Origin of the sequence: Paenibacillus albidus (assembly GCF_014644435.1) — a bacterium.
In the GTDB taxonomy this organism is placed as follows: domain Bacteria; phylum Bacillota; class Bacilli; order Paenibacillales; family Paenibacillaceae; genus Paenibacillus_AQ; species Paenibacillus_AQ albidus.
This window is the reverse complement of the sequence record NZ_BMKR01000018.1, coordinates 55,905-78,513: the sequence shown is the minus strand read 5'-3', so window position 1 is coordinate 78,513 and position 22,609 is coordinate 55,905. Positions and strand designations below refer to the sequence as shown.

The following is a 22,609-nucleotide window of genomic DNA, read 5'->3' as shown; positions in this document are numbered from 1 at the left end:
ATGAGGACAATGCGCATTCGTACGTTTACGCTGCTCTGCTTTTTTCTCATCCTTTTATTACCGTGGATCTTCTTTCTCGGCGCTCACTTTATGGAAACAAACACGCTTAGGTTCACACAAAGTCAGACCCAAAATGAGACTTTGCAAAGGGATTTGACCGGGACGATTCGTCTGATTGAAGCGGGTACGGAAGAATGGGCCGATCCGAATTGGCAGAACGAACTCTATACAAAATTGCAGAAAGCGAAGATGGATGTGGTTCTTCAATCGGCGTCAGATCTGGACATTTACCGGTCTAACCCGGAGCGCCGTGGCTCTTTGTCATCGACTGAACGGTTCTCCGTCATAGAGGACGGTGAGTTGATAGGAAGAGTTACGCTGTTTCTGCCCCAATCCAATTCAGTTCAAATGATTTCGGCCCTTGCCGGCCTACTGCTTGCTTTCTTTGTGGCCGGTGTTGAAATGAGAAGGTTTGTACTCAAACCCCTTGAGAAAATGAGTGCTACAGCCAGACAAATAGCAGCCGGAGATTGGGATATGCGGATGCCTTTGTCCAGAATCACCGAAATCGCTGAAGTACGCGACGGATTCGAAGTGATGGTGAAGGGGCTTCAGCAATCGTTTCAAAAACAAGCGGAACTGGAAGAAGAACGCCGATTCGTAATCGCTGCGGTCGCGCATGATTTGCGGACACCGTTGTTCGCCTTGCGGGGGTATTTGGATGGTTTGGAACAAGGGATTGCGCAGTCGCCGGAGAAAATAACAAAATATGTAGCAGTTTGTATGGAGAAATCGGCACAATTGGATCGGCTGGTAGAGGACCTGTTCACTTTTACCAAGATGGAGTATTTGGAGAAGGAACTGAAAAGCAAACCTGTTGATTTCACACGTATACTCGGGCAGTCGATGGACAGTCTAAGTCCACTGGCCCGGCAAAAAAACATCTCTATCGCCAACCATACTGCAGAGAATTGCATCATGAGCGGCGACGCGCATTTATTGGAGCGTGCCATGAGCAACCTGCTGGATAATGCGGTTAGACACACACCCGCGGGTGGTGAAATTGTTGTCCAATGTCAACAAGACGGCAATAAAGTAAAGTTTATGATACGCGATTCAGGGCCAGTTTCTTCTACGGAAGAACTAGCGCGTGCGTTTGAACCTTTATACCGCGGGGAAGTATCCAGAAGTCGTTCAACTGGAGGCAGCGGCTTAGGGTTAGCTATTTCACTACGAATTGTCAGGAGACACGGAGGTGAACTTACAGCAGGCAACCATCCGGAGGGTGGAGCGCTGCTCACAGGTTGGATGCCTATAACAATCCCCTAGAGACTTTGGAAGTCGCCATATTGGCGGCTTTTATTGTTATTTTCCGGGCTTTGACACTTTTTTTGAACGATCGGTCGTTAAAATATTGACATTTCATATCGATAATATTTATAATGAATTAAATTCTTAGGAAAGGAGCAAATGACCATTAAAAAAAGAGAGATAACTTCAAATCAAATCATTCAAGCAGCGTATGAGCTTTTTGCAGAATATGGGGTAGAGAGAACAAGCTTGGGTATGATTTCAAAAAAAGTAGGGATTACTAAATCATCCATTTATTATCATTTTGACTCGAAAGAAGAACTGATCAGCCGAACATTTGACCATATCTTTAAGGATCATTATTTTGCAACTTACTTTAATATTGCCTCTGTTCATAGAGATACTTTTGTGGAGACTTTATATGAGGGCGGTTTAAAAATGTTGCCGAGCGGCGACGAAGAACATCGTTCGACATTAAGAGTACTAAGTGAATTTATGATGCTGGCGGAGCGGGATGAACAATTTAGAACTCCATTACTAAAGGTTCAGCAGGATTTTGTGAGTGGTTTTTTTAATCTTTTAGCAAAGGGCTCTGAGTTGGGACTTATTTCACCATCAAATATTGAAAGTAAATCTAAAATCCTTGCCCTGCTCATTGATAATTTATCCAGATGTAAGATGATGAAATTCGAAATGGAGTATCCGGAGATTTGGAAGGAAGCAGTTTATAGCATGCTTATTCAAAAAGATTAAGTTGAAGTGGAGTGGAGTGATACATATGAAACACTTTATTATTACAGGTACATCAAGGGGAATCGGGGAATCACTGGCTGAACAATTGATTGATGAGAACCATCATCTCATATGCATATCCAGAAGCACTAATCAACGAATTGTCGGCCAAGCCAAAGTGAAAAATTGCAGACTTGATTATTTTAACCATGATTTAAATAATCTTAACGCTATCGATCAGCTTATGAAGGATATCTTTAGCGAGATCCTGGATTCAAAGTTCAACAACGAGGCAATCTACCTGATCAATAATGCCGCTATCTTAACGCCTGTAAGCCCCATTGAACTTATTGAAACGGAGAAAATAATAGAAAATATCCATATCAATTTATTAGCTCCAATGATAATAACCTCAAACTTTTTAAAACTGACTATGAATTTGAATGTGGATAAAAGAATCATGAATATATCTTCAGCTTCGGCTAAATATTTATTGCCCTCACAAAGTTGCTACAGTACTGCAAAAGCCGGTCTAGACTCATTTACAAAAAGTATAAAGATTGAACAGGAAAATGGTGAATTTCCTGCGAAAGTTGCTGCTGTATATCCAGGCATGATCGATACAAATTTACAATCTGAAATTCGTTCTCTAAGCAGTGATCATTTTCCTTATGTCAACGAATTTATACGTCTCTCTGAAGAGGGGAAACTCCAGACGCCGGAATACACAGCAAATAAACTAATTGAGATTTTATTAAGTGAAGATTATGGTAAAGCTGTTATTTTAGAATCAATCGATTAAAAAACTTGGAGGCATTTCAATGAATCAGCGTTTTCGTATAACACGATCGATGCAAGAAAACAATGCGGAGCAATCCATCTCTTTGGAAGAATGCAAACCTTACTTTGCATCCAAATCCGACTTTACGTATTCACAGGTTTTTACCGTTAAAGGACCAGATAGCAGCATGTCTATTGAGGGTGATTTTTTTATGTGGAAGCATGGGAACGTGGAAATTCCCTTCCGGCTTTACATGGGAGATTTATATGTAGCTATTTCAAACGAAGCTATAGTTCCCAAAATGATTGAAATTGCAACGGATCTGCGAGCTGATGTGGTTGAAGGGTAAAATACCACCAAGGATGCCCAGTGACACAAAGTTATCTACATTCCAGTGCATATGCTAAAATGGCATTAGTACTTTACGTTTCCACCCAATAAGGAGGCCACTATGCTGCCGCTACAACCACAAGACATCCAAACCCATATCGATCGCCTCGCCGGTCAGGATTTATACCTACACCTTGAACTCACGACAGGTGCATATGCCAGTCACTTGGACAGCACCCGACCCTCGGCGTCGGCGTTCATTACTAATGCGGCCGTCCGATATACGAATGGCTCCATTTCCGGTACGGGTCCATACCGAGTCGGCTTAAAAACAGAACAGGGCTGGGTTTATGCCGAGGGCCTTACACACGTTGACGAGAACGATACGGAACGGCTAATCCTGGCTGGACACGACAGTCAAGGCAAGCTAATTGTGGCTTTGCAACTGAGCCGGGAAAGGTTCTGATGAAAATGGAGGATCAAGAAGCCATGAATACTATACAAGCCGAACATCAACGCATCTTAGTTGTGTTCCCCCATCCCGACGACGAAGCGTTCGCTGCAGCAGGAACGTTGGCTATGTACATAGAAGGCGGAGCCCAAGTTACCTATGCCTGTCTGACACTAGGGGAGATGGGCCGCAACATGGGCATCCCGCCGTTTGCTAACCGGGTCACCTTGCCAACGATCCGCAAGGAGGAACTGGCAGATTCTTGCCTTGCGATTGGCATCCAGGACTTAAGGATGCTCGGCTTCCATGATAAAATGATTGAATTCGAAGACCAGCAACTGCTGGACTCTCTGATCCTGAAGCTGCTAAAGGAACTGACCCCGTCGCTGGTCATCACCTTTTATCCAGGATACAGTGTGCATCCAGATCACGATGCCACCGGAGCCGCCGTCACAAGAACGGTTGGTCGGCTCCCCGCAGCAGAGCGGCCGCTTGTGCATTGCGTCGCGTTCGCCAGCAATCACGAGCAGATGATCGGGAAAGCGGATGTGAAGCTGGACGTGACCGCATTCCTTACGAAAAAAATGGCGTCGATTCGGGCGCACCGTTCGCAATTTCAAGCGGCGGAGCTCGTTGGGAATCGGGAGCTGACGGATGAAGAAATCCGGAACCGGTTCGGAACAGAACAGTTCTGGACCTACCGGTTCGATTAACACTCTGCTATGTTATATAACAGAAAGCCGTGGCCCTAAGGATCTTTTCTTAGGGTTTTCGGAGTATACTTTTTGATTTAATTCAGCCTGGTGACGAATTTAATTTTCGGGGGGAACCATTATGAAAAAAGCTATTTTCCTGGATTTTTACGGAACAGTTGTACATGAAAATGGACCACAGTCCTATAAAGTGATTGAGAGAGTATTTAATAGCGGAAATGCAAATACCCCAGAAGAAGTAGTGCAACATTGGAGTCGTTCGTTTCAGAAAAGATTGGAGGGAGCTCAGGGGAAGAATCACCGCTTACAGTATGATCTGGCGCTCGAGAGTTTTGAAGAAGTCCTAGACCATTTTAATTCTAAGGAGAACGCCAAAGAACTGTGTGATATGATGGTTGACCACTGGTGCAACCCACCAATCTATGACGACGCCGTAAAGTTCATTAGACACTCAAATTTCCCCATTTATTTCGTAACCAACAGTGATGATTCATTCATAAATCAAGCTATACATAATCACGGATTACAAGCGAATGGAATTATTACTAGCGAGCAGGCCAAATATTCCAAACCAATGAAGGAAATTTTTTTGTATGCTCTCGAAAAAGCGGGCTTGAAGGCTGAAGAAGTCATTCATATTGGAGATTCATTGAGAAGTGATATTGAGTGTGCGAAAGCAGCAGGAATAGAAGCAATTTGGTTGAATCGGTACAACAAACCTGTGCCTAAAGGGATAACTGCAGCATCGAACTTTGAAGGAATCCCTAAATATATTAGCTAACTGAGCTTTATTTGTAACCTTCCTCCACTAAGCCGGCACTTAAGGTTGAGAACACGAAAGAAAAGAGGCTAGGGACGTATGAGGCAGTGGGTTGAAAAGGCGCAGCAAGGGGATACGGAAGCGTTCGGGCAGCTGATGCTGCATTTTCGCGGGATGGCGTACGCGGTGTCTTATGACATGCTGAAGGATGTTCATTTCGCGGAAGATGTCGTTCAGGATGCATTCATGGAGGCTTATCAGAACCTAGGGAAGCTGCAGGAGCCGTCCGCTTTTCCAGGTTGGTTCAAGACCATTGTCGTAAGACAATGCCAGCGGACGCTGCGGCGTAAGCGCCATTCAACGCTCCCTTTGGATGAAGCCGTACAGTTATCCGGAGGAGTGCCGGGGGTGGCGGAAATTGCAGAGCGCAGAGAAGAGAGCCGGGTTCTGCAACAGTCAGTAGAGGCGCTTTCTGCCAAGCTGCGCATACCTCTGCGGCTGTTTTATTTTTATGGCTACTCTCTTCATGAGATCTCCGATTATCTGGGCACTCCAGTCCCGACGCTCAAGAAGCGGCTGCACGATGCACGACAAAAGCTGAAAGGTACGCTCCCGGTAGCTGATCTCATTTCCGTGTTCAATCATTTATATGAGGGAGGCCAAAACATGCTGCATATTGTTAACGGTGATGTTGTGGGTGATATGCTGAAGCAGGGCGTTGTACAGGGTGACGTACTTGTATGGAGAGAGGTCTATCCGGCGGGGCCGATATTTGCAAATCCAGCAGAAGCTGAGGAACGTGCATTGCGGGCACGGGTTCTGGAGGAAACGATGGGTATTCCGGCCAGAGAATATATAACGGGCTGTGAGGAACAAGAGAGAACACTTCGTGAATATGCCAAGTACGATGAAGTCGTGTTGTGGTTTGAGCATGACCTGTTTGATCAGAGCATGCTCGCTTATCTGCTCCACTGGTTCAAAGGACAGAAACTGGGCCGTACGAAGCTGAGTTTGCTCTGTATCGGGGAGTTCCCGGGAATCGAACGGTTTCATGGTCTGGGACAGCTCACTCCGGCACAGCTTCAGACCTTATCAGGGACCTGGAGGACCATTGGACGGGAAGAAATGAAGCTCGGAAGCGAGCTTTGGCAGGCGTATGCTTCTCCTGATCCGGTTCAAATGGCTGAGCTGCTGGACAACAAAAAGGCAGAACTGGCAGCATCCGGCCTGCCTTTTGCCTATGAAGCCTTCACAGCGCATCTCATGCGGCTGCCTTCGGAGCAGAACGGCCTTGGCATTGTGGAACAGACCACGCTTCAGGCTGTTCGTGATGGAAGGGGTACCCCATTGGCATTGTTTCATCTGGTAACTGACGCCCTGCATGTGCTCGGCATGGGTGATCTCGAATATTGGAAAGTTCTTCGTGCTTTGGTGGAAGGCGATTCTCCTTTGCTGATTATTGACGGGGCTGAAGCTGGCCAGGATTTCAGGCAAATCCCGGAGTTTCTGAACCGCACAGTAAGTCTGACTGAATTGGGTAATGATGTACTGGCTGGATCAGCGGATCGTGTGGCAGTTCAGGGCATCGACGAGTGGTTTGGAGGGCTGCACCTTCACGGACATGAGGTTCCATGGCGCTGGGATAATCTAGGTGGAGGTCTGGTCCGGTATGGATGAAACCTGGCTGGAGGAAGCCCAAATTCAGGTCACCGATGACCGCGGAAAGTTTGGCGCAAGTCCTGAACCCACTCCTCGGGAATCTCCCAAGGGATGAAGTGTCCTCCCTGCTCGTGTGCAGTGATGTTGACATGGTTATACCAGGGAGCTCGGTCACTCTCCAGAAAATGCTGTACGCGATTGTTTGTCTGGATGCCCGGTGGATTTTCATAACCGACGAAAGTTATACCGGTTGGAGCCTCGACAACGGGCCAGCGGTCATGGTCGGGTGTCCACGGATAGCGGTTATTATTGGCATAGACACGCATGGAGGATTCAATGGTGCCCGTGATCCAGAAGATGGTGGCGTGTGTAAGGAGATCGTCTTTTGAAAAAACATTTTCGATATTCCCCTTATTGTCGCTCCATTTGACCCATCTTTCCAGTATCCATGCAAGCATTCCCACCGGTGAATCGCTTAAACCGTAGGCGAGCGTACCGGGATCAAGAGTATGCACAGCGAGATGCGAAGCGAAACGGCGGTCCAGCTCCAATGTTCTTGTTCGGATACTCTCTGGAAGGTTGTCGGGAAGTGGGCGGCCCTTGGCGAAATCCCAGGCGCGGTCCCCATTGAACATATTTAGTTTCTGCGCGGAACCGATATGGATGGCGTAAAGTTCATCTGGATACTTATGTCCAAGTTGACCGGTCACAAGCGCACCCACATCGCATCCCGCGGCAGCATATTTGGAATAGCCGAGGATTTCCATCATGAGCGTATGCCACAGATCGGCCATTTTCCAAAAGTTCATGTCCGGGTGGTGAAGTAATGGCGAGGAGAATCCAAAGCCCGGAAGCGAAGGTACGATTACGTCAAAGGCTTCGGCCGGATCGCCCCCGAATGCGGCAGGGTCCGCCAGCGGATCAATGACCTTAGACCAATGCCAGAAGGTCCAAGGCCAGCCATGGGACAGAATTATGGGGATCGGGTTAGGCCCCTTGCCAGGTTTACGCATAAAGTGGACAGGAACTCCTTCAACCTGAACGTTATAGTGTTCGTATGAGTTAATTGCTTTTTCGGCTTTACGCCAATCAAAACAGTTTATCCAGTAATCGACCAGACCTTCAAGGTAGTTGCGGTTTACGCCATAAAACCAGTCATCGTTACTGGAGTCGAGAGGCCATTTAGTAGACTTTAGCCGGTTGATAAGATCGGCGAGTAACTCCTCTGATACGTAGATTGGTTGGGGTTCATGCGGGAATGGAACGGTAGACATAGTAGTTCCTCCTTTGAAAGGTTCCTGACTAAATGTGGTTTCCAATTTCCACCAGATGCTGCAGCGAAGGTATTGCCAATGCAATTGCTGTTTTATCCTCAAGCGTAAGTCCTTCAAAGAATTTGGAGAGCTGCGCTATGCGCTCCGAGCGACGCGAATCAATAACTTCTGCCCCTTGTTCGGTAATATGCACTTGAACTACCCGGCCATCACTCGGATCCGAACGGCGCTGTACAAGTCCATCTCGCTCCAAACGGGTTACAAGCTGAGTGATCGCCGGTTGCGTTATTTGTTCAGTGGCAGCCAGCTCGGTTAGCCGCATAGGGCTTTTGCGAGATAATGTATGAAGGACGGAAAGGGTAGTGAAGCTTAGTTTTTCAATGGATGGCAAGCGAATAATGATCCGGGTTAGTTCCTCAAATACCATGGCGAAATCAGCGACGTTGAAATCATCAGAATCAGCATTAATTTTCATGTGATTATTATATCACAAACTTATATAAATTTATTATTTATAACATATAATTTCACTATCCCCACCTGACGACCTCTTCTCATGAGTGAAGCCTGTTTCACTTTTCATGAGTCTTCTTGTGCAGTTCCTAATCCGGCGAAGAAGCCGCCCTCCGGCTTCCCTCTCCCGGTATTCTTCCAGTTTCTCTATGATATATGGATGTTCCAACATTCTGTTCTCCTCCGTTTCCTTCTTTCGTTAAGGCTTATTATGCGCTGTCCAAAAGGGGATAAAAAGCGTATAATAACCACAATTGATTTCCCCTTTTAAGGAAACACACTGGAAGGAGGCAACAAAAGGTGATTACGGCTGAACGGTATTTGACGCTTTATGGACGTTTCGGAGGTGACCGGAGCAGGGGCTTGCCTGTTGAAGCCACATTGGAGGAGTTGTCAGAAGCATTGTTCTGCACGACCCGGAATGCGAAACTCATTCTGCGCAGGCTGGAGGAAGAAGGGCTGATCGACTGGCTGCCAGGCCGCGGGCGCGGCAACCGCTCACGGATAGCCTTCAAGACCGACAAGGAGACCTTCCTGTTGGAATTATCTCAAAACCGGGCTGAGAAAGGAGACTATAAACAAGCCTTTGAATTGCTGCAATCGTTCGGGGAGGGGACTCTTGCCAAGCCCAAGTTCCTCGAATGGCTGAACGGCCAGTTCGGCTATCGAAAAGAGGAAGCCCGTGACGGCATCTCTGCCAGTGACACACTCCGCTTTCCCGTATACCGTCCGGTCACGACCTTTGATCCTGCCCATGTGAACTACGCCTTTGACGCACATCTGGTGCGGCAGATTTATGGCCGTCTGCTGCAGTTCGATGATGCTGCGGGCAAGATTGCCCCCAGCATCGCCCATTACTGGACGTCCAATCCGGAAGCAACGGAGTGGACGTTCTACCTGCGCAAGGGTGTTCGCTTTCATGACGGTCAGGAGCTGACCACGGAAGATGTGGCATTTACACTGGAGCGTCTGCGCGGAGAAATGCATAACCGTTGGCTGCTGCGCGGTGTGCAGCAAATTGAAGTACTCGGGCCGCGTGTATTGCGGATACATTTGAACCGGCCGAACCGGATTTTTGACAGGTATATGTGCTCCTGCGCGGCCTCGATCCTGCCTGCGAATCTGGGCGGCATGGAGGAGACGGAGTTCTGGCGGCTGCCCATCGGCACCGGCCCATTCCGGATCGTCTCGCAGTCGCCTCACTGCATCGAATTGGCTGCCCACGCCACTTACCATGAGGGAAGACCCTATCTGGATGGTGTTGACGTGATTATTATGCCGGAGGATTGTTTGCAAACGGCGGTGGGGATGCCGGAGGTGCTGCATCACGAATTCGCCGAGAATCATCCGCTGGAAAAGCACAAAGAAAACTGGCAGACGATCAAGCAATTATGCCGTGGCTGCACACTGCTGACCTGGAATCTGCGGCGGCCGGGAGCACATCAGTCAGAAGCATTCCGCCGGGCTGTGCGCATGATTTTGAATACCCGCGATCTCGTGTCGGAACTTGGGGGCGACCGTGTAATGCCGGCTTTCGGCTTCCGTCCGGAAGCGAGTCAGTCCCGATCCGTGGAGCCGTTCCGGCCAGAGCGGGTAAAGACCGCTCTGCGTGAATCCCATTATGACGGTTCGGTCATCCGCTTTACTGCCCACGAAAAGTTCAGGGAGGATGCCCACTGGATTGTAGAGCGCCTGGGGCAGTGGGGTATCCATATAGAAATGAAGATTCTTACCTGGGCAGAAGCTCCAGGCTGCGGCTCTCCGGTCCACGATGAAGACCTGTTGATCCACGGATTTGTTCTGGCCGAAGACGAAGTGTGTGAGATTGAAGCTTATGAGCACGGAGACAGTGTCTTTAAGGAATATCTGGACGACGAGCTTCTAGACTGGATCAACGGACGGATCGACGACGCTTTAAGCGCCGATACCGTAGTGTGCAGACGCCAGCACTTGAAAGTGATCGAGGAGCATTTGCGGGACGAAGCTTCCGTTATTTTTCTCCACCATAAGGAGTTGCGGACGTCCCTGCATCCATCCATTAGAGGGGTCAGTCTGAATACACTGGGATGGATTGATTTTAAAGATATTTGGCTGGAAAAGCTGGTTTGATACTCTAGAGCCATTTTCTTGGCCATGAAACCCCACCATCACTAAAAGCCCAAGCGACCGGCGAAGCCCCTGCCGTTCCATTGGGCTTTTTTGCTGTGCGTACGCTTTGCAACTACGGGTACCCGGTGGTGCGGAAGAACAAGCCGCAAAGATCCGCAAAAGCAGGCCTTCCGGTAGGCCTGAGCCGCGCCAGGATGTCACTTGCCGTCCCCGGTATTTCTCTCATTATTTCCCTTAAATCATATTCCATTCCAGCTCATGTACCCTTTACCGCAGCAAAATTAGATTTGTTCACGTAGGACACAAGATTTGATGATTATTGCGGAAGGCAGCTTTTGTTAAGATTCAAGTTGAATCCAGGGGACGAACGGTTTGCCGCAAGATTTATGGAAAGCGCTTTATTTCCTGGCGGACAGTAATAGGGGGGAATCATTTGAAAATAATACGGAGGACAACGAACCTTAGTAAGTTGCTCGTTTGGGCAATGGTGATTACGCTGGTGTGGAGCCCGGCAACGGGCCGGGCTGCTGAGGCACCGGCAGAAGTATCCGCAGGAGGATTACCTGCGGCAGAAGTGGCAGGGCGGGAAGATTCGGAAGATGCAGCAATTGCGGAAGCTGTATGGTTGACGCCGCCAGAGGAAGCAACGGCAAGGACTGCCGGGGAAGCGGGAGCTGCGATAGCAGCGGAGCCGTATGTGTGGAGCAATGTTCCCATTGGCGGCGGAGGGTATGTGACCGGGCTGCTGGTGCATCCCGCCGAGAAGAATCTGGCCTACATACGGACTGATGTAGGCGGCATTTACCGCTGGGAGGAATCCGGCAAGCGCTGGAAGCAGCTTGTGGGCTTTGCCGATCGCAGCGAGGTGAATTTGTACGGCGGGGAGAGTATTGCCATTGACCCGTCCGACCCGGATATTGTATATGCCGCGCTCGGCAAATACGATTACTGGAAGCCAAGTGACATCTACAAATCAACTGACCGTGGAGAAACGTGGACCCGCACCAACCTGAAGGCTGATGGAGCTGATGTGCCGATGTTCGCCAACGGGCCGGCACGTACGGCTGAACGGCTTGCCGTGGACCCGAATGACGGCAATACGGTGTATTTCGGCTCCCGGACCAAGGGGCTGTTCCGCAGCAGCCGCGCGGCGGAGAGCGGCTCGTGGGCCAAGGTAAGCTCATTCCCGTCCTTCGCCGACACCAGCAAAAGCGGGATTACCTTCATCGCTTTTGATCAAGCCAGCGGACGCAAAGGATCTCCAAGCAAGACCCTTTATGCAGGCGCTTACAATTCAGGGGTGTACGTAAGCAGGGACGCCGGGGTTACCTGGTCACTGCTGAATGGCAGCCCCGCCAAGCCGCTTCGGGCTGCGCTAGATCCCGGCGGGCGACTGTATGTTACCTATGACGGCGGTTTGGCCAGGCTGACCGGAAGCGCCTGGGAGGATATTACGCCTGCGGCCGACAAAGGCAAGGCCTTTGGCCCGGTGGCTATCGATCCGGCCAATCCGGACGTTATAATGACCTCGCGCAAACTGGATGACCACAAGAATCCGATTTACCGTTCGGAGGATGGCGGAGCCACCTGGAAAACTTTTGGCCTGGATCAGGGGAACATCAAGCGGGAGATTACGACGCCTTGGATTCCGGCCTGGCACTGGTCTTCAGCTACCTCATCGCTGGTGATTGACCCGTTCAATCCGCAGCGCGTCTGGATGGCCGATTGGTATTATGTGTGGCGGACGGACAATATCGGAGCGGCGCCCTCCGTATGGACCAATTATGCTTCAGGACTGGAAACGACAGTGAACGTAGGCAATCTGGTCAGCCCGCCCGGCGGAAAAGCGGTTCTCCACAGCGGTATTGCCGATAACGGAGGTTTTGACCATTTTTCGTTGACGGAGTTTCCGGTGTCCACTTATTTTACCGGAAGCGGGGACATCCGTTTGCTGACCACTACAGGCATTGATGTGCAGGAGACGCAGCCGGATTTTACGGTCAGAGTGGGCACATATGGCTGGAACGGCGACTCTTTGCCCGATCCCGGGAACGGGGGATATTCTCTGGACGGCGGAATAACTTACAAAGCATTCCCGGCCTTGCCCTTCAAAGGCGTCCAAGGTGGCAAAGTGGCTGTGTCAGCAACAGACGGGAACAATATTGTGTGGATTCCGCAAAAAAGCGCCGCTTATTATTCGCGGGACCGCGGCACAAATTGGGTGAAAAGCAGCGGCCTGCCCTCGGAGCTGCAAGCCGGAAGCGATGTCTTCGGCAACTATTACCAGCCATTATCCTCCGATAAGGTCAATGGCCAATATTTTTACGCTTACGACAAATCGGGCAAGTTTTACCGCAGCACCAATGGGGGAGCCTCATGGACACAAGTGTCTTCGCTGCCCGGACAGTCTGTAGCCTGGCATACCGTGCAAGCCGCTCCCGGTGCCATGGGCGAGGTATGGGTCGGTCTGGGGGATCAGGGGCTGTACCGCTCCGGCGATGCCGGCGCTTCCTTCAGTAAAATCGCCAACGTAGAGCGGGCCTTCCTGTTTAGCTTTGGCAAAAACGCTCCCGGCCGTCTGAACCCCGCCGCCTTCGTATACGGCAAAGTAGCGGGATATGCCAAAGAGGCGATTTTCCGCTCGGACGATATGGGTGTAACCTGGATAAAGATAAGCGATGACGACTTTTTTCCCGGTAATGATCCGAATGCGATGGCAGGGGACCGGCAAGTGCACGGGAGAGTGTACATTGGCACCAACGGCACAGGGCTATTGTACGGCGCCAAATCGGCAGAGACAGAAGCACCCGTATATGAGAACGACAAAGAAGCGCCTTCCGCACCGGCAGGTTTTGAAGTTACGATTGAACGCCGCACCAGTGTGGATCTGCGCTGGAACCAGGCCACGGATGCCGGATCGGGCATCAAAGGATACCGGGTGTCGTATGCGGATGGTACCTTCATCGCTGATACGTATGGCACCTCCTATAGCATTTCCGGTTTAACACCGGAGACGGAGTATGCCTTTCAAGTGCAGGCGCTGGATTATGCCGGTAATATTTCCGCTGCCAGTGCCCAGGTCCGGTCGGTGACCAAAGGAGAGGACCGGGAGGCTCCGGCCCTCCCGCAGGGCCTCCGGGTGACCGATACCGCTGCATCTCGTATTATGCTGGAATGGCTAGCCAATACCGAACCCGATCTGATGGGATATAATCTGTACCGCGGCACTGCGGCCGATTTCACCCCTGGTATATCTAATAAAATCACCTCGCTGCTTACCTCCAATTCCTATGCGGACCGGTCAGGCATCGAGGAGAACCGCACTTATTATTACAAATTGGAGGCTGTGGACAGCTCGGGAAATTCCTCGGGCAGCACGGCACCAGTCGAAGCAGTTACCCCTGCGGACGAGCGGCTGGATATTATCGTGGACAACCGGGATAGCGGGTTTGCTTCGGATGGACAGTGGAGCAGCAGCAGCTGGTCGGCGTCGCGGTTTGGCGCAGATTATTTTCATGACGGCAACGTGGCCGGCAGATGGGCGAAGTGGACGCCATATGTCACGGTACCCGGGCAATACAACATCTATATGCTGTGGAACGCCAGCCCGAACCGGGGCTATAATATTCCGCTGGAGATTACTCATGAGGGAGGAATAGATACGGCTCCCAAAATTCACCAGACTAACAATGATAACATGTGGGTGCATATCGGAACCTATACGCTTGCCGCAGGCACTGGCAACTCTGTCAAATTGACAACTAACGGGACCAATACGACGGTTGCCGATGCTGTGAAATTTTCGCTGGCCGCCACCGATCCTTACGGAGCTACACATGCGAATACTGCCAAGACCGTATCGGATACACCACCTCCGGTGCTGCAGCTGGATCAGTCCGGCGGCGACACAACGGGGCCGGTCTATGAGATCACAGGGCGAACGGGCGAAGGCGTCATCCTAAAGGTAAAACATAACGGAATGGACCTGGAGACCCCGTACAGTGTTCATTATTTGAACGTTTTCCGGCTCGCCATTCCGCTCGCTGAAGGCATGAACCGGATTGACCTGACGGCGGAAGACCGTTTCGGCCGTCAGGTGCAGACCTCGGTTACGGTGCGGCTGGTTCCGCAGATGGAAGATGCAAGTGTCACAATGGACACCTATCAGCTACCTTCCGTGCTGTATCCCGGCGACTCTTTCCAGGTGACCGCTGCGGTTCATCCCGCGGAAGCCACGGCAGGTCCGATCCGCTTCATTGTCAGTGATCCTAAGGTCGCTACTGTGTCGGAAGCGGTATATCACCCGGAGAACGGATTATCCAGCGTGTGGCTGACCGCAGTGAGCCCGGGGACCGCCGAACTGCAAGCGCACAGCGAAGCAGCTAAGGAGGCTGCCGTGTACAGCTTCAGGGTGGAGGCTCGGGAGGAAGTGCCGGAACCTCCGGGCACGGATGTGGAGCTGCCTGAGGAAGAACAGCCGGGGGAGGATCCGAAGACGGGCGGAATGCCGTTCACCTGGCGCGATGCCATAGCCGCCTCGGCCTCAGGCGTTAAAGTGGAGCCGGGACGATTGAAGGCGATACCTGAGGTTAATGCAGAGGGAGAAGCGGTTACCCGCTTCACCGAAGAGGATATTGCTGCTGCGCTCAGCCCAAAGTCTGGCCGTATTCTTACGATAGAGGCCTCACTGCCGCCAGAAGCTATGGCAATCCGGCTGGAAATTCCGCTGCAGACACTGCGGGCTGCACTTCATGACAAGTTGAACGCCTTGGACGTCTTACGTCTTGCGGCAGGAGAAGCCGACATTTCGCTAACAGCAGATACGCTTCGAGAATTTGGAAACGCCTCCACGCTGGAGCTGATTTTTGGCAAGGCTTCGCTGGTGAAGCAGTCGGGGAGTGGGGATGCTGCTGCCGGATGGGAGTATAACCCGGCGTATCAGCTTCTGCTGAAGCTGGATGGCCAAACAGTAAGCATCGTGAAAAACGGTGTACTGCTGGAGCTTGGGTATACACTGAAGCCGGATCAGCAGCCCGGCAAAGTGGTGGCCTATACTCTCCGGGATGACGGAACCCCGCAGATTGTCCGGCACGGGCGGTATGAACCCTCTTCTGCCAAGCTGACCTTCCAATTGAAAACATTTCAGCCCTTCGGCGCGGCTTACCATGAACTGAGCTTTAGCGACATCGGTACGGTGCCATGGGCAATGGAGAGTATTGAAGAGCTGGCGGCCAAAGGCATGCTCCGCGGGCCGGGAAACGGGCGTTTTGAACCGGAGGCGGAAGTTACCAGGGCGGAATTTGCAATGTTGCTGATGAATATCTTTGACCTCGCGGACGCCATTCCTGGCGAACAGTTGGATCTGGCCGGCAGGGAAGCGGCGGATGAGAAAGGGAGCGGGAAACAGACCGGTGTAAAGCTAGGCGATGGCAAGCTGACCGATATGGACAGCAGTGCCTGGTATTATCAGGCAGTGACAGCCATGCAACTGCTGGACATTGCCAAAGGCCGGACAGACGGTTCGTTCGGGGTCAACGATCCAATCAGCAGGCAGGAAATGGCCGTGATGGTGCACCGGTTGATCCCGGTGGCCGGGCTGGACGGAATGGGCATACAGAAGGCGCCGGAGGAAATCTTCAGCGATGCAGGCTCAATTGCGGGTTACGCAAGGGAGAGCGTGATAAGCTTGCAGCGCGCCGGGCTTCTGCAAGGCACGGCTCAGGGCATGTTCAAGCCCCGGGCCGGTACGACCCGGGCCGAGGCGGCAGTGCTGCTGCACCGGTTGTATAAGCTGGGTTCAACGAGTACAACCGGCAAAGCGGCAGCCGACGATTTCAATATAGAGGAGTTGCTTTTCAATGATACAATAAGGTCATGAAAATCAATAGAAAGGAGGGGGAACGTGTCAAACTTGGACAACGATAATAAGACACTAGAGAAACCGAAAACGGTTTTTGAAACAACTGAGGTCATATCGGCAAAAGTGTACAAGGTTAACCCGGAACAGAAAGAGAAGCTGGATCGACTGGCAGAGGAGAGGTTGGAACAGACTCGAAAGGAGGCAATACCGAAGATCCGCGAGCGGTACGAGCAACTGATTAAGGAGAGGCGGCAGCTCCAGCAGCCGAAGGCCGACGGTGAAGGCAGGACTCCCCAGTGATCAATGGTGACGACGGATGATGCCGGTTAGAAACACCTCTACGATACTAGTTGTCCGATGACAAGAACATCATTAACTTTGAAAGCCGCAATTTATGCGGCTTTTTTGTCGATTAGGAAATTATGCGATGCCCAAAAATGTGGATATCTTGGAAGCTTAATATGAAATAAGCGGTGCAGGAGGATTGGGCTCCATCAGCGGAGTGAAGCGGACTGAGAAGATCTTATTTTGCGAAAAAGTGTGCTTTCCTGGCGAATTCGGACTCAGGAGTCTTTATATCGTTCATTTGTGCCTAGAATTAGGGGAGATGGGACAATTAGCGGAATCTCTGTCCGTTTGTCCTGCTGAATAGACGAATCCTCCCTAATTAACGGATTTCCTGTCCGCATCAGCCGCGGCTAGATCGTGAAGGGACCTCATCGTGTCCGCAGAGGGACCCACGCAAAATCGCACAATCAACCATTGTCTTAACCACGCTATAGGGGTGAGTGTTGTGCACGTTGTACAACAGTGTGAGTTCTATGCAAGCCAAAGGACGATAATCTTGCCTATTGTACAATAATCCGGGCCTTGTTAAGCTCCGAGTTGTTATTCACCCGCCAGGGTGATTTTGTTCTTTTAAATGCATATATTCTTGTCCTAGTGCTTTCGGAGAATTAGTTTATACAGTAATCAAAGCTCTGTTGTCGACGGGTTGACACCTGGCTGATTACGGTATTGCAAAGGGGTTAAAGAAGTGATCTTTTTGAACTGCTTGCAAAAGTAAGAAGAGTCGGTAAAGCCGACGAGGGAAGCGATTTGCCCGACGGAGTGGCGTTCTTCTTCCAGAAGCTTCATTGCTTTTTGAACCCTGATGGTGAGCAGTAATTGCAATGGACTCAGTCCGTATTTTTTCTTAACGGAGCGAATGATATGGGCCGGATGAAAGGAATACTGGGCGGCAAGTTGGTTCAAGTCGAAAGGGTTCTGATAATGTGAAGAAAAATAATCTAAAATTACCTCTGCCAGCTCTTTTTCTTTTTCATGTTCCCGTAAATCACGCAAAATAGTTAATATTTTCAGAAATAACTGCTGGTATTCGATCTGGGATTTGGTCGATGAATAAAACAGCTTTTCATTATGATATTTATCAATTTTGACCTGTGAAATACTATCCATATAATTCTTCATGATTTCATGCAGGCTGTCGTCAATCCTTCCGTATTGGGGAAGTGAAATATAAAACACATCTTTTTTATAGTATTTCGTTTTGTTCATTTTGGAATCGACCTGAGTGATGGGATTCTCGGAATAGAAGTAATGTCCCGTTGTATAGAAATGAACCCAGGAGAAGGTCGTGTCGGAAGTGCAGGCTTTGTAGCCTTTATGCAAATTCCCGGGCGGCAAAATTAAATATTGGTTGCGCTCAATCGTATATTTGCGTCCATCCTCCTCCAGATAAAGAGCACCCGAAAAAACGAAGATCAGGTCAAAGGTTTGGTCAAGTACACGGCGCTCGTGAAGATCTCCTTTCCGGAACAGCGATACTCCCCCGACGATAAGATGAGGCAAGGGAGGACAGCTGAAATGGATGTATAGCAATTCTGCCACCTCAAATCAATTTTATTATATAAATCATAGCATGGAAACGTCGGGATGATCAATGAATTCAGATTTAAGGCTGATAAAAAGGATAAATTCACCAATCCTAAAATATTATTATGATAATAATGTTATATTTTTAATGTTAATAATCTTATATTTTTGGTTTATTTTAATGATTTTAATCTACCTTGCCGGGTGTCATACTAATATCAGTAAGACGGTCCGCTTATAAAGTATAACGCTTTCATTCAGTCGACGGAATGAGCATGTCATTTCATTATTTACCTGGGGGGAAGAAGGATGCAAGTTCTAAAGAACTATAAATTTTCGATTATACTGCTGGCTGGTGTTTTAATAGGGGCGATTGCTGGCACGATTATGGGCGAAAAATCCGCTGTACTGCAGCCCTTTGCAGATGTTTTTCTGAACATGGTATTTGTGATCATTGTGCCGCTGGTGTTTGTGTCCATAGCCAGTTCTATTGCAAGCATGACTAATTTGAAAAAGCTCGGGAAAATTTTGGGCATATTCTTTTTGGTGGTGGTGGTTACTGGCATCATTACTGCTGTGCTGGCGTTGATCACCGGCTTGATCTTTAATCCGGCCCTGAACGCTAATGTTAGCTTTGGCGAAGCTGTACAGGACCAGGCGGCTGCGTCGCTGGACATTGTCGGTTTGATCACTGTAAGCGATTTCGTTGAATTATTGTCCTTAAAACATATGATGGCCTTAATTATTTTTGCAATTCTCTTTGGAATTTCCGTAAGCTCCATTGGAGAAGAGGGAACTCCGGTTTCCAAAATGCTAAGCAGTTTAACGTCCGTACTGAATAAATTCGTTTCTATTATTATGTATTACGCTCCGGTGGGTATCGCCTGCTACTTCGCGACACTGATCGGTAAGGTAGGCAATCAAATTGTCTGGTCCGTTGCCCGGGCGTCCGTTATCTATGTGGTTTTTTGTATACTGTTTTTCATTCTGTTTTCCTTTTTGGCTACGTATTATGGGGGAGGTAAAACCGGGGTCAAGCGTTTTTGGAAAAATATATGGCTGCCGCTGACCACAGCGATGGGAACTTGCAGCAGTACAGCTTGTATTCCTGTGAACAGACTGGCCGTGAAGCAAATGGACATTCCCGATGAAATCGGTGACATTATCATACCGCTTGGCGCAAGTATGCACAAAAATGGCGTAGTAGCCGTCCAAATGATTAAAATTCTTTTCTTGTTCGGGATTTTTAATATGACAATGGGCACGGGAGATATGGTCAAGGCCGTTCTGGTTGCCTTAATCAGCGGAATTATTGTAGGCACAATTCCCAGCGGCGGGTTTATTGGGGAACTGTTTATATGTACCGCCTTCGGGTTTCCGATGGAAGCGGTTCCGATCCTGGTGATTCTGGGAACGATTACAGACCCGCTGTGCACTATGGTGAATGTAACCGGCGATCCGGCCATTAGTATGGTGATTTCACGGATCATCGAAGGCAAGAACTGGATCAAACAAAAAATAGGCGCTGCAGCGCAGGCGTAGAGTACAGAAAGGCGGATTGGAGATGGAACTGAGACAAAATGCCGTCAGAACGGCAAACGCGAAAGAAATAACGGAACTGGACGGTAATGCAATTTATCTGGGAAACTTAAATACAGTAGAAGCTGATTTGAAACTTCCGCTGAAGGGGAAGTATGGCTCTTCCATTCAATGGGAATCGAAAGAGACTCTGTTTATAAGTCATACAGGCAAGGTTACCAGACCTACCTTTGGGGTAGGCAATCGGAAAGTTATCCTTGTCGCGACGTTGACATATGAAGGAGCAGAAACCCGCAAGACATTTGAAGCAACGGTTCTCCAGGAAGAATATAAAGCAAAGATCGTTGCGGTTAATCCGCTGACCGTGCGCACGAATGTTGGGGAACAGCCGGAACTGCCAACCGTCGTCATTGTAAAAAATGATACCGGAAGTTATACGGTAAGCCCGGTTTCCTGGGACCTGGTCAAAGAGGAGACTTACCGGCAACCTGGATTTTTTCCGATCCACGGTACAGTAGAAGGAAGTCCTTTGAAAGTCTTAGCCACCATTCAAGTGGTGGAGAAGGCTCTGGAAACAACCGATCATACCAAGCGGTTAAAAGAATTTAAGGGGCAAAAGGTACACCTGGAAAGGAAAAGTGAATTCGGAGCGGCTATGAACCGCTTTCTGCAGTATGTGCGCTCAACGGATGATGACCAGATGCTGTATAATTTCAGAGCAGCAGCCACCGGAGATACCAAAGGAGCACAGCCGATGACGGGATGGGACGCTCCCGAATGCAATCTGAAAGGGCATACCACTGGACATTACCTATCTGCACTGGCTCTGGCTTATGATGCCACGGGGGATTCCGTGCTGCTGGGGAAAATTCAATACATGGTTGCAGAATTGGGCAAATGTCAAACAGCCATGTCAGAACTGGCGGGCTATGGCCAGGGTTTCCTGAGTGCATATTCGGAAGAACAGTTCAATCTGCTGGAGCAGTACACAACTTATCCGGAAATATGGGCTCCTTACTATACGCTGCACAAGATTATGGCCGGTCTGCTGGATTGTTACGAATTGGCGGGTCAGAGGGAAGCTTTGGAAATTTGCGATAAGCTGGGCCATTGGCTCTACAACCGGCTAAGCCGGCTTCCAAGAGAGCAACTGCATAAAATGTGGTCACTTTATATTGCCGGGGAATTTGGGGGCATGAATGAGGTATTGGCCAAATTATCTGCGATCACCGGCAATGAACAATATTTGATGACCGCAAAATATTTTGACAATGAAAAGCTCTTCCTTCCGATGAAGGAAAATATAGACACTCTGGGAAATATGCATGCCAACCAACACATTCCGCAGGTGATTGGAGCCTTGAAGCTGTTTGAGGTTGCGGGGGACGAGGCTTATTTCAATATCGCAGATAACTTCTGGACGATGGTGACACAAAGTCATATTTATTCCATCGGAGGCACCGGAGAGACAGAAATGTTCAGGGAGCCAGACGCCATTGCCGGTTTTCTCACCGATAAAACGGCGGAAACCTGTGCGAGCTATAATATGTTGAAGTTGACCAAAGAGCTTTTTCAGTTTAATCCGCGCAAAACGTATATGGACTATTATGAGAAGGCGCTGTATAACCATATTCTTGCCTCAGAGAATAGTCAAAAAGCAGAAGGCGGCAGCACTTACTTTATGCCACTGGCGCCCGGATCGATCAAGAAATTCGACACACATGAGAATACCTGCTGTCATGGAACCGGTCTGGAAAATCATTTTAAATACCAGGAAGCCATCTATTTTCATAATGAAGACAGGTTGTATGTGAACTTGTATATTCCTTCTCAACTGGATTGGAGCGAGCAGGGGCTCAGCCTGATCCAGAACCGGGACGGCTTGGAGACGGTCCGCTTTGAGATCGGGGGCGGTTCCGAAACGACCCTGATGTTCAGAATTCCCGATTGGGTATCAGCGCCCCTTCAAGTAAAGATTAACGGAGAGCCTTGCCGTGATCTGGAGTATGAAGACGGATATTTAAAACTGCGCAAAGAATGGAAAAAGGATGAAATCGAGCTGACGTTGCCCTGCTCCGTGAGACTGGTTGGTGCGCCCGATGACGATACCCTTAAAACACTAGCTTATGGACCTTATGTCCTGGCGGCAATAAGCGGGGAACAGGATTATCTCACCTGGACATGCAGTGAGCAAGAACTTCTGGATCAAATCATTCAGCAAAAGGATAACCCGTTGATGTTTATGCTGGATGCCGTCAAGTTTGTTCCCCTGTATCTAATTCAAGATGAACGTTATCATGTATATTTTAAACTTGCCCGCTGATTCCTTTTGGGCAAAAGGCCGCTTGGTCCTTTTTAGAAGGCAAGCGGCCTTTTATCCTTTACCGGCTGCCTGTCCGCAGAAGAAAAGCCTGCATAAACGCGGAATTATTATTTTTCTCATGCTGGCTCCGCTCTTGATGCTGTCACAAGAATCTCAAGCCGTCTTGGTTACATACGGTCTCGTTGCGATGCTAAGTTCCCTCTACTACCGTTTGCTTAACACCAACATAAGCAGAATTGCTGACCTCAAAGAGGACATAGAAAATAAGACATGATCACATCCAGCAGCAGACAGCCTTTCTGCGGCGGCGAATGCTACGTTGTTAAATGTCGGCTTTTCGGTCGTCTTGCTTGGTATCGCAATAACCATGATGCGCAGA

General features: G+C 49.4%; 17 protein-coding genes. 14 read left to right on the top strand and 3 right to left on the bottom strand.

From position 1 onward, the window contains the following. From IEY53_RS19980 to IEY53_RS19945, 8 genes are all read left to right on the top strand, one after another. Window positions 1-1,329 carry a sensor histidine kinase gene (locus tag IEY53_RS19980; protein ID WP_189028083.1) on the top strand — a complete coding sequence of 443 codons (1,329 nt, stop codon included), beginning with the start codon at window positions 1-3 and terminating at the stop codon, window positions 1,327-1,329. A 141-nt stretch (window positions 1,330-1,470) separates the two neighbouring features. After that, window positions 1,471-2,064, top strand: a complete 594-nt coding sequence (locus IEY53_RS19975; RefSeq protein ID WP_189028081.1) for a TetR/AcrR family transcriptional regulator — start codon at window positions 1,471-1,473, stop codon at window positions 2,062-2,064. A 25-nt stretch (window positions 2,065-2,089) separates the two neighbouring features. Next, window positions 2,090-2,845: a (S)-benzoin forming benzil reductase gene (locus IEY53_RS19970; RefSeq protein ID WP_189028079.1), complete on the top strand. Its 756-nt coding sequence runs from the start codon at window positions 2,090-2,092 to the stop codon at window positions 2,843-2,845. 19 nt (window positions 2,846-2,864) lie between these two features. After that, the gene (locus IEY53_RS19965; protein ID WP_189028077.1) at window positions 2,865-3,173 is read left to right on the top strand and encodes a hypothetical protein; all 309 of its coding nucleotides are present in this window, start codon (window positions 2,865-2,867) and stop codon (window positions 3,171-3,173) included. A 102-nt stretch (window positions 3,174-3,275) separates the two neighbouring features. Beyond that, window positions 3,276-3,620, top strand: coding sequence for a YojF family protein (locus IEY53_RS19960; protein WP_189028075.1), 345 nt, complete (start codon window positions 3,276-3,278; stop codon window positions 3,618-3,620). A gap of 23 nt (window positions 3,621-3,643) precedes the next feature. Then, window positions 3,644-4,318: a bacillithiol biosynthesis deacetylase BshB2 gene (bshB2, locus tag IEY53_RS19955; RefSeq protein WP_189028073.1), complete on the top strand. Its 675-nt coding sequence runs from the start codon at window positions 3,644-3,646 to the stop codon at window positions 4,316-4,318. Window positions 4,319-4,439: 121 nt separating this feature from the next. Beyond that, window positions 4,440-5,099, top strand: coding sequence for an HAD family hydrolase (locus IEY53_RS19950; RefSeq protein WP_189028071.1), 660 nt, complete (start codon window positions 4,440-4,442; stop codon window positions 5,097-5,099). Between the two features lie 78 nt (window positions 5,100-5,177). After that, window positions 5,178-6,755 (top strand): sigma-70 family RNA polymerase sigma factor, encoded by a 1,578-nt coding sequence (locus IEY53_RS19945; RefSeq protein WP_189028069.1) that lies wholly within the window; start codon window positions 5,178-5,180, stop codon window positions 6,753-6,755. Window positions 6,756-6,784: 29 nt separating this feature from the next. Here the strand turns inward: IEY53_RS19945 and IEY53_RS19940 are convergent, their stop codons facing one another. Beyond that, window positions 6,785-8,011: an epoxide hydrolase family protein gene (locus IEY53_RS19940; RefSeq protein WP_189028067.1), complete on the bottom strand. Its 1,227-nt coding sequence runs from the start codon at window positions 8,009-8,011 to the stop codon at window positions 6,785-6,787. Window positions 8,012-8,039: 28 nt separating this feature from the next. Continuing rightward, window positions 8,040-8,486 carry a MarR family winged helix-turn-helix transcriptional regulator gene (locus IEY53_RS19935; protein ID WP_189028065.1) on the bottom strand — a complete coding sequence of 149 codons (447 nt, stop codon included), beginning with the start codon at window positions 8,484-8,486 and terminating at the stop codon, window positions 8,040-8,042. A 338-nt stretch (window positions 8,487-8,824) separates the two neighbouring features. On the opposite strand from IEY53_RS19935, the gene IEY53_RS19930 reads away from it, so the two are divergent. The 3 genes from IEY53_RS19930 to IEY53_RS19920 all read left to right on the top strand — a co-directional run bounded on the left by IEY53_RS19930 (window position 8,825) and on the right by IEY53_RS19920 (window position 16,793). Continuing rightward, window positions 8,825-10,633, top strand: coding sequence for an SgrR family transcriptional regulator (locus tag IEY53_RS19930; RefSeq protein ID WP_189028063.1), 1,809 nt, complete (start codon window positions 8,825-8,827; stop codon window positions 10,631-10,633). A gap of 433 nt (window positions 10,634-11,066) precedes the next feature. Continuing rightward, complete coding sequence (locus IEY53_RS19925; RefSeq protein WP_189028061.1) at window positions 11,067-16,511, top strand: S-layer homology domain-containing protein; 5,445 nt, start codon at window positions 11,067-11,069, stop codon at window positions 16,509-16,511. 24 nt (window positions 16,512-16,535) lie between these two features. Then, window positions 16,536-16,793, top strand: a complete 258-nt coding sequence (locus tag IEY53_RS19920; protein WP_189028059.1) for a hypothetical protein — start codon at window positions 16,536-16,538, stop codon at window positions 16,791-16,793. A 672-nt stretch (window positions 16,794-17,465) separates the two neighbouring features. Here the strand turns inward: IEY53_RS19920 and IEY53_RS19915 are convergent. Then, complete coding sequence (locus IEY53_RS19915) at window positions 17,466-18,374, bottom strand: AraC family transcriptional regulator (RefSeq protein ID WP_189028057.1); 909 nt, start codon at window positions 18,372-18,374, stop codon at window positions 17,466-17,468. A 303-nt stretch (window positions 18,375-18,677) separates the two neighbouring features. Here IEY53_RS19915 and IEY53_RS19910 point away from each other — a divergent pair, with 303 nt between their 5' ends. Genes IEY53_RS19910 through IEY53_RS19900 form a run of 3 tightly spaced genes read left to right on the top strand, consistent with a single transcriptional unit; the run spans window position 18,678 to window position 22,504 of the window. Beyond that, window positions 18,678-19,910, top strand: coding sequence for a dicarboxylate/amino acid:cation symporter (locus IEY53_RS19910; protein ID WP_189028055.1), 1,233 nt, complete (start codon window positions 18,678-18,680; stop codon window positions 19,908-19,910). A 22-nt stretch (window positions 19,911-19,932) separates the two neighbouring features. After that, window positions 19,933-22,230 (top strand): beta-L-arabinofuranosidase domain-containing protein, encoded by a 2,298-nt coding sequence (locus IEY53_RS19905; protein WP_189028053.1) that lies wholly within the window; start codon window positions 19,933-19,935, stop codon window positions 22,228-22,230. Beyond that, a complete protein-coding gene (locus IEY53_RS19900) occupies window positions 22,205-22,504 on the top strand; it encodes a hypothetical protein (protein ID WP_189028051.1) in 300 nt (99 codons plus the stop codon). The genes IEY53_RS19905 and IEY53_RS19900 overlap by 26 nt, the downstream gene beginning before the upstream one ends. The last annotated feature ends 105 nt before the right edge of the window (window positions 22,505-22,609 follow it).

Bases quoted from the DNA above. Each gene is read 5' to 3' on its own strand.
- IEY53_RS19960 (WP_189028075.1), top strand. From the start codon at position 3,276: ATGCTGCCGCTACAACCACAAGACATCCAAACCCATATCGATCGCCTC.
- IEY53_RS19905 (WP_189028053.1), top strand. From the start codon at position 19,933: ATGGAACTGAGACAAAATGCCGTCAGAACGGCAAACGCGAAAGAAATA.
- IEY53_RS19940 (WP_189028067.1), bottom strand. From the start codon at position 8,011: ATGTCTACCGTTCCATTCCCGCATGAACCCCAACCAATCTACGTATCA.
- IEY53_RS19975 (WP_189028081.1), top strand. From the start codon at position 1,471: ATGACCATTAAAAAAAGAGAGATAACTTCAAATCAAATCATTCAAGCA.
- IEY53_RS19970 (WP_189028079.1), top strand. From the start codon at position 2,090: ATGAAACACTTTATTATTACAGGTACATCAAGGGGAATCGGGGAATCA.
- IEY53_RS19980 (WP_189028083.1), top strand. From the start codon at position 1: ATGAGGACAATGCGCATTCGTACGTTTACGCTGCTCTGCTTTTTTCTC.
- IEY53_RS19945 (WP_189028069.1), top strand. From the start codon at position 5,178: ATGAGGCAGTGGGTTGAAAAGGCGCAGCAAGGGGATACGGAAGCGTTC.
- IEY53_RS19910 (WP_189028055.1), top strand. From the start codon at position 18,678: ATGCAAGTTCTAAAGAACTATAAATTTTCGATTATACTGCTGGCTGGT.
- IEY53_RS19950 (WP_189028071.1), top strand. From the start codon at position 4,440: ATGAAAAAAGCTATTTTCCTGGATTTTTACGGAACAGTTGTACATGAA.
- IEY53_RS19935 (WP_189028065.1), bottom strand. From the start codon at position 8,486: ATGAAAATTAATGCTGATTCTGATGATTTCAACGTCGCTGATTTCGCC.
- bshB2 (WP_189028073.1), top strand. From the start codon at position 3,644: ATGAATACTATACAAGCCGAACATCAACGCATCTTAGTTGTGTTCCCC.
- IEY53_RS19965 (WP_189028077.1), top strand. From the start codon at position 2,865: ATGAATCAGCGTTTTCGTATAACACGATCGATGCAAGAAAACAATGCG.
- IEY53_RS19900 (WP_189028051.1), top strand. From the start codon at position 22,205: ATGTATATTTTAAACTTGCCCGCTGATTCCTTTTGGGCAAAAGGCCGC.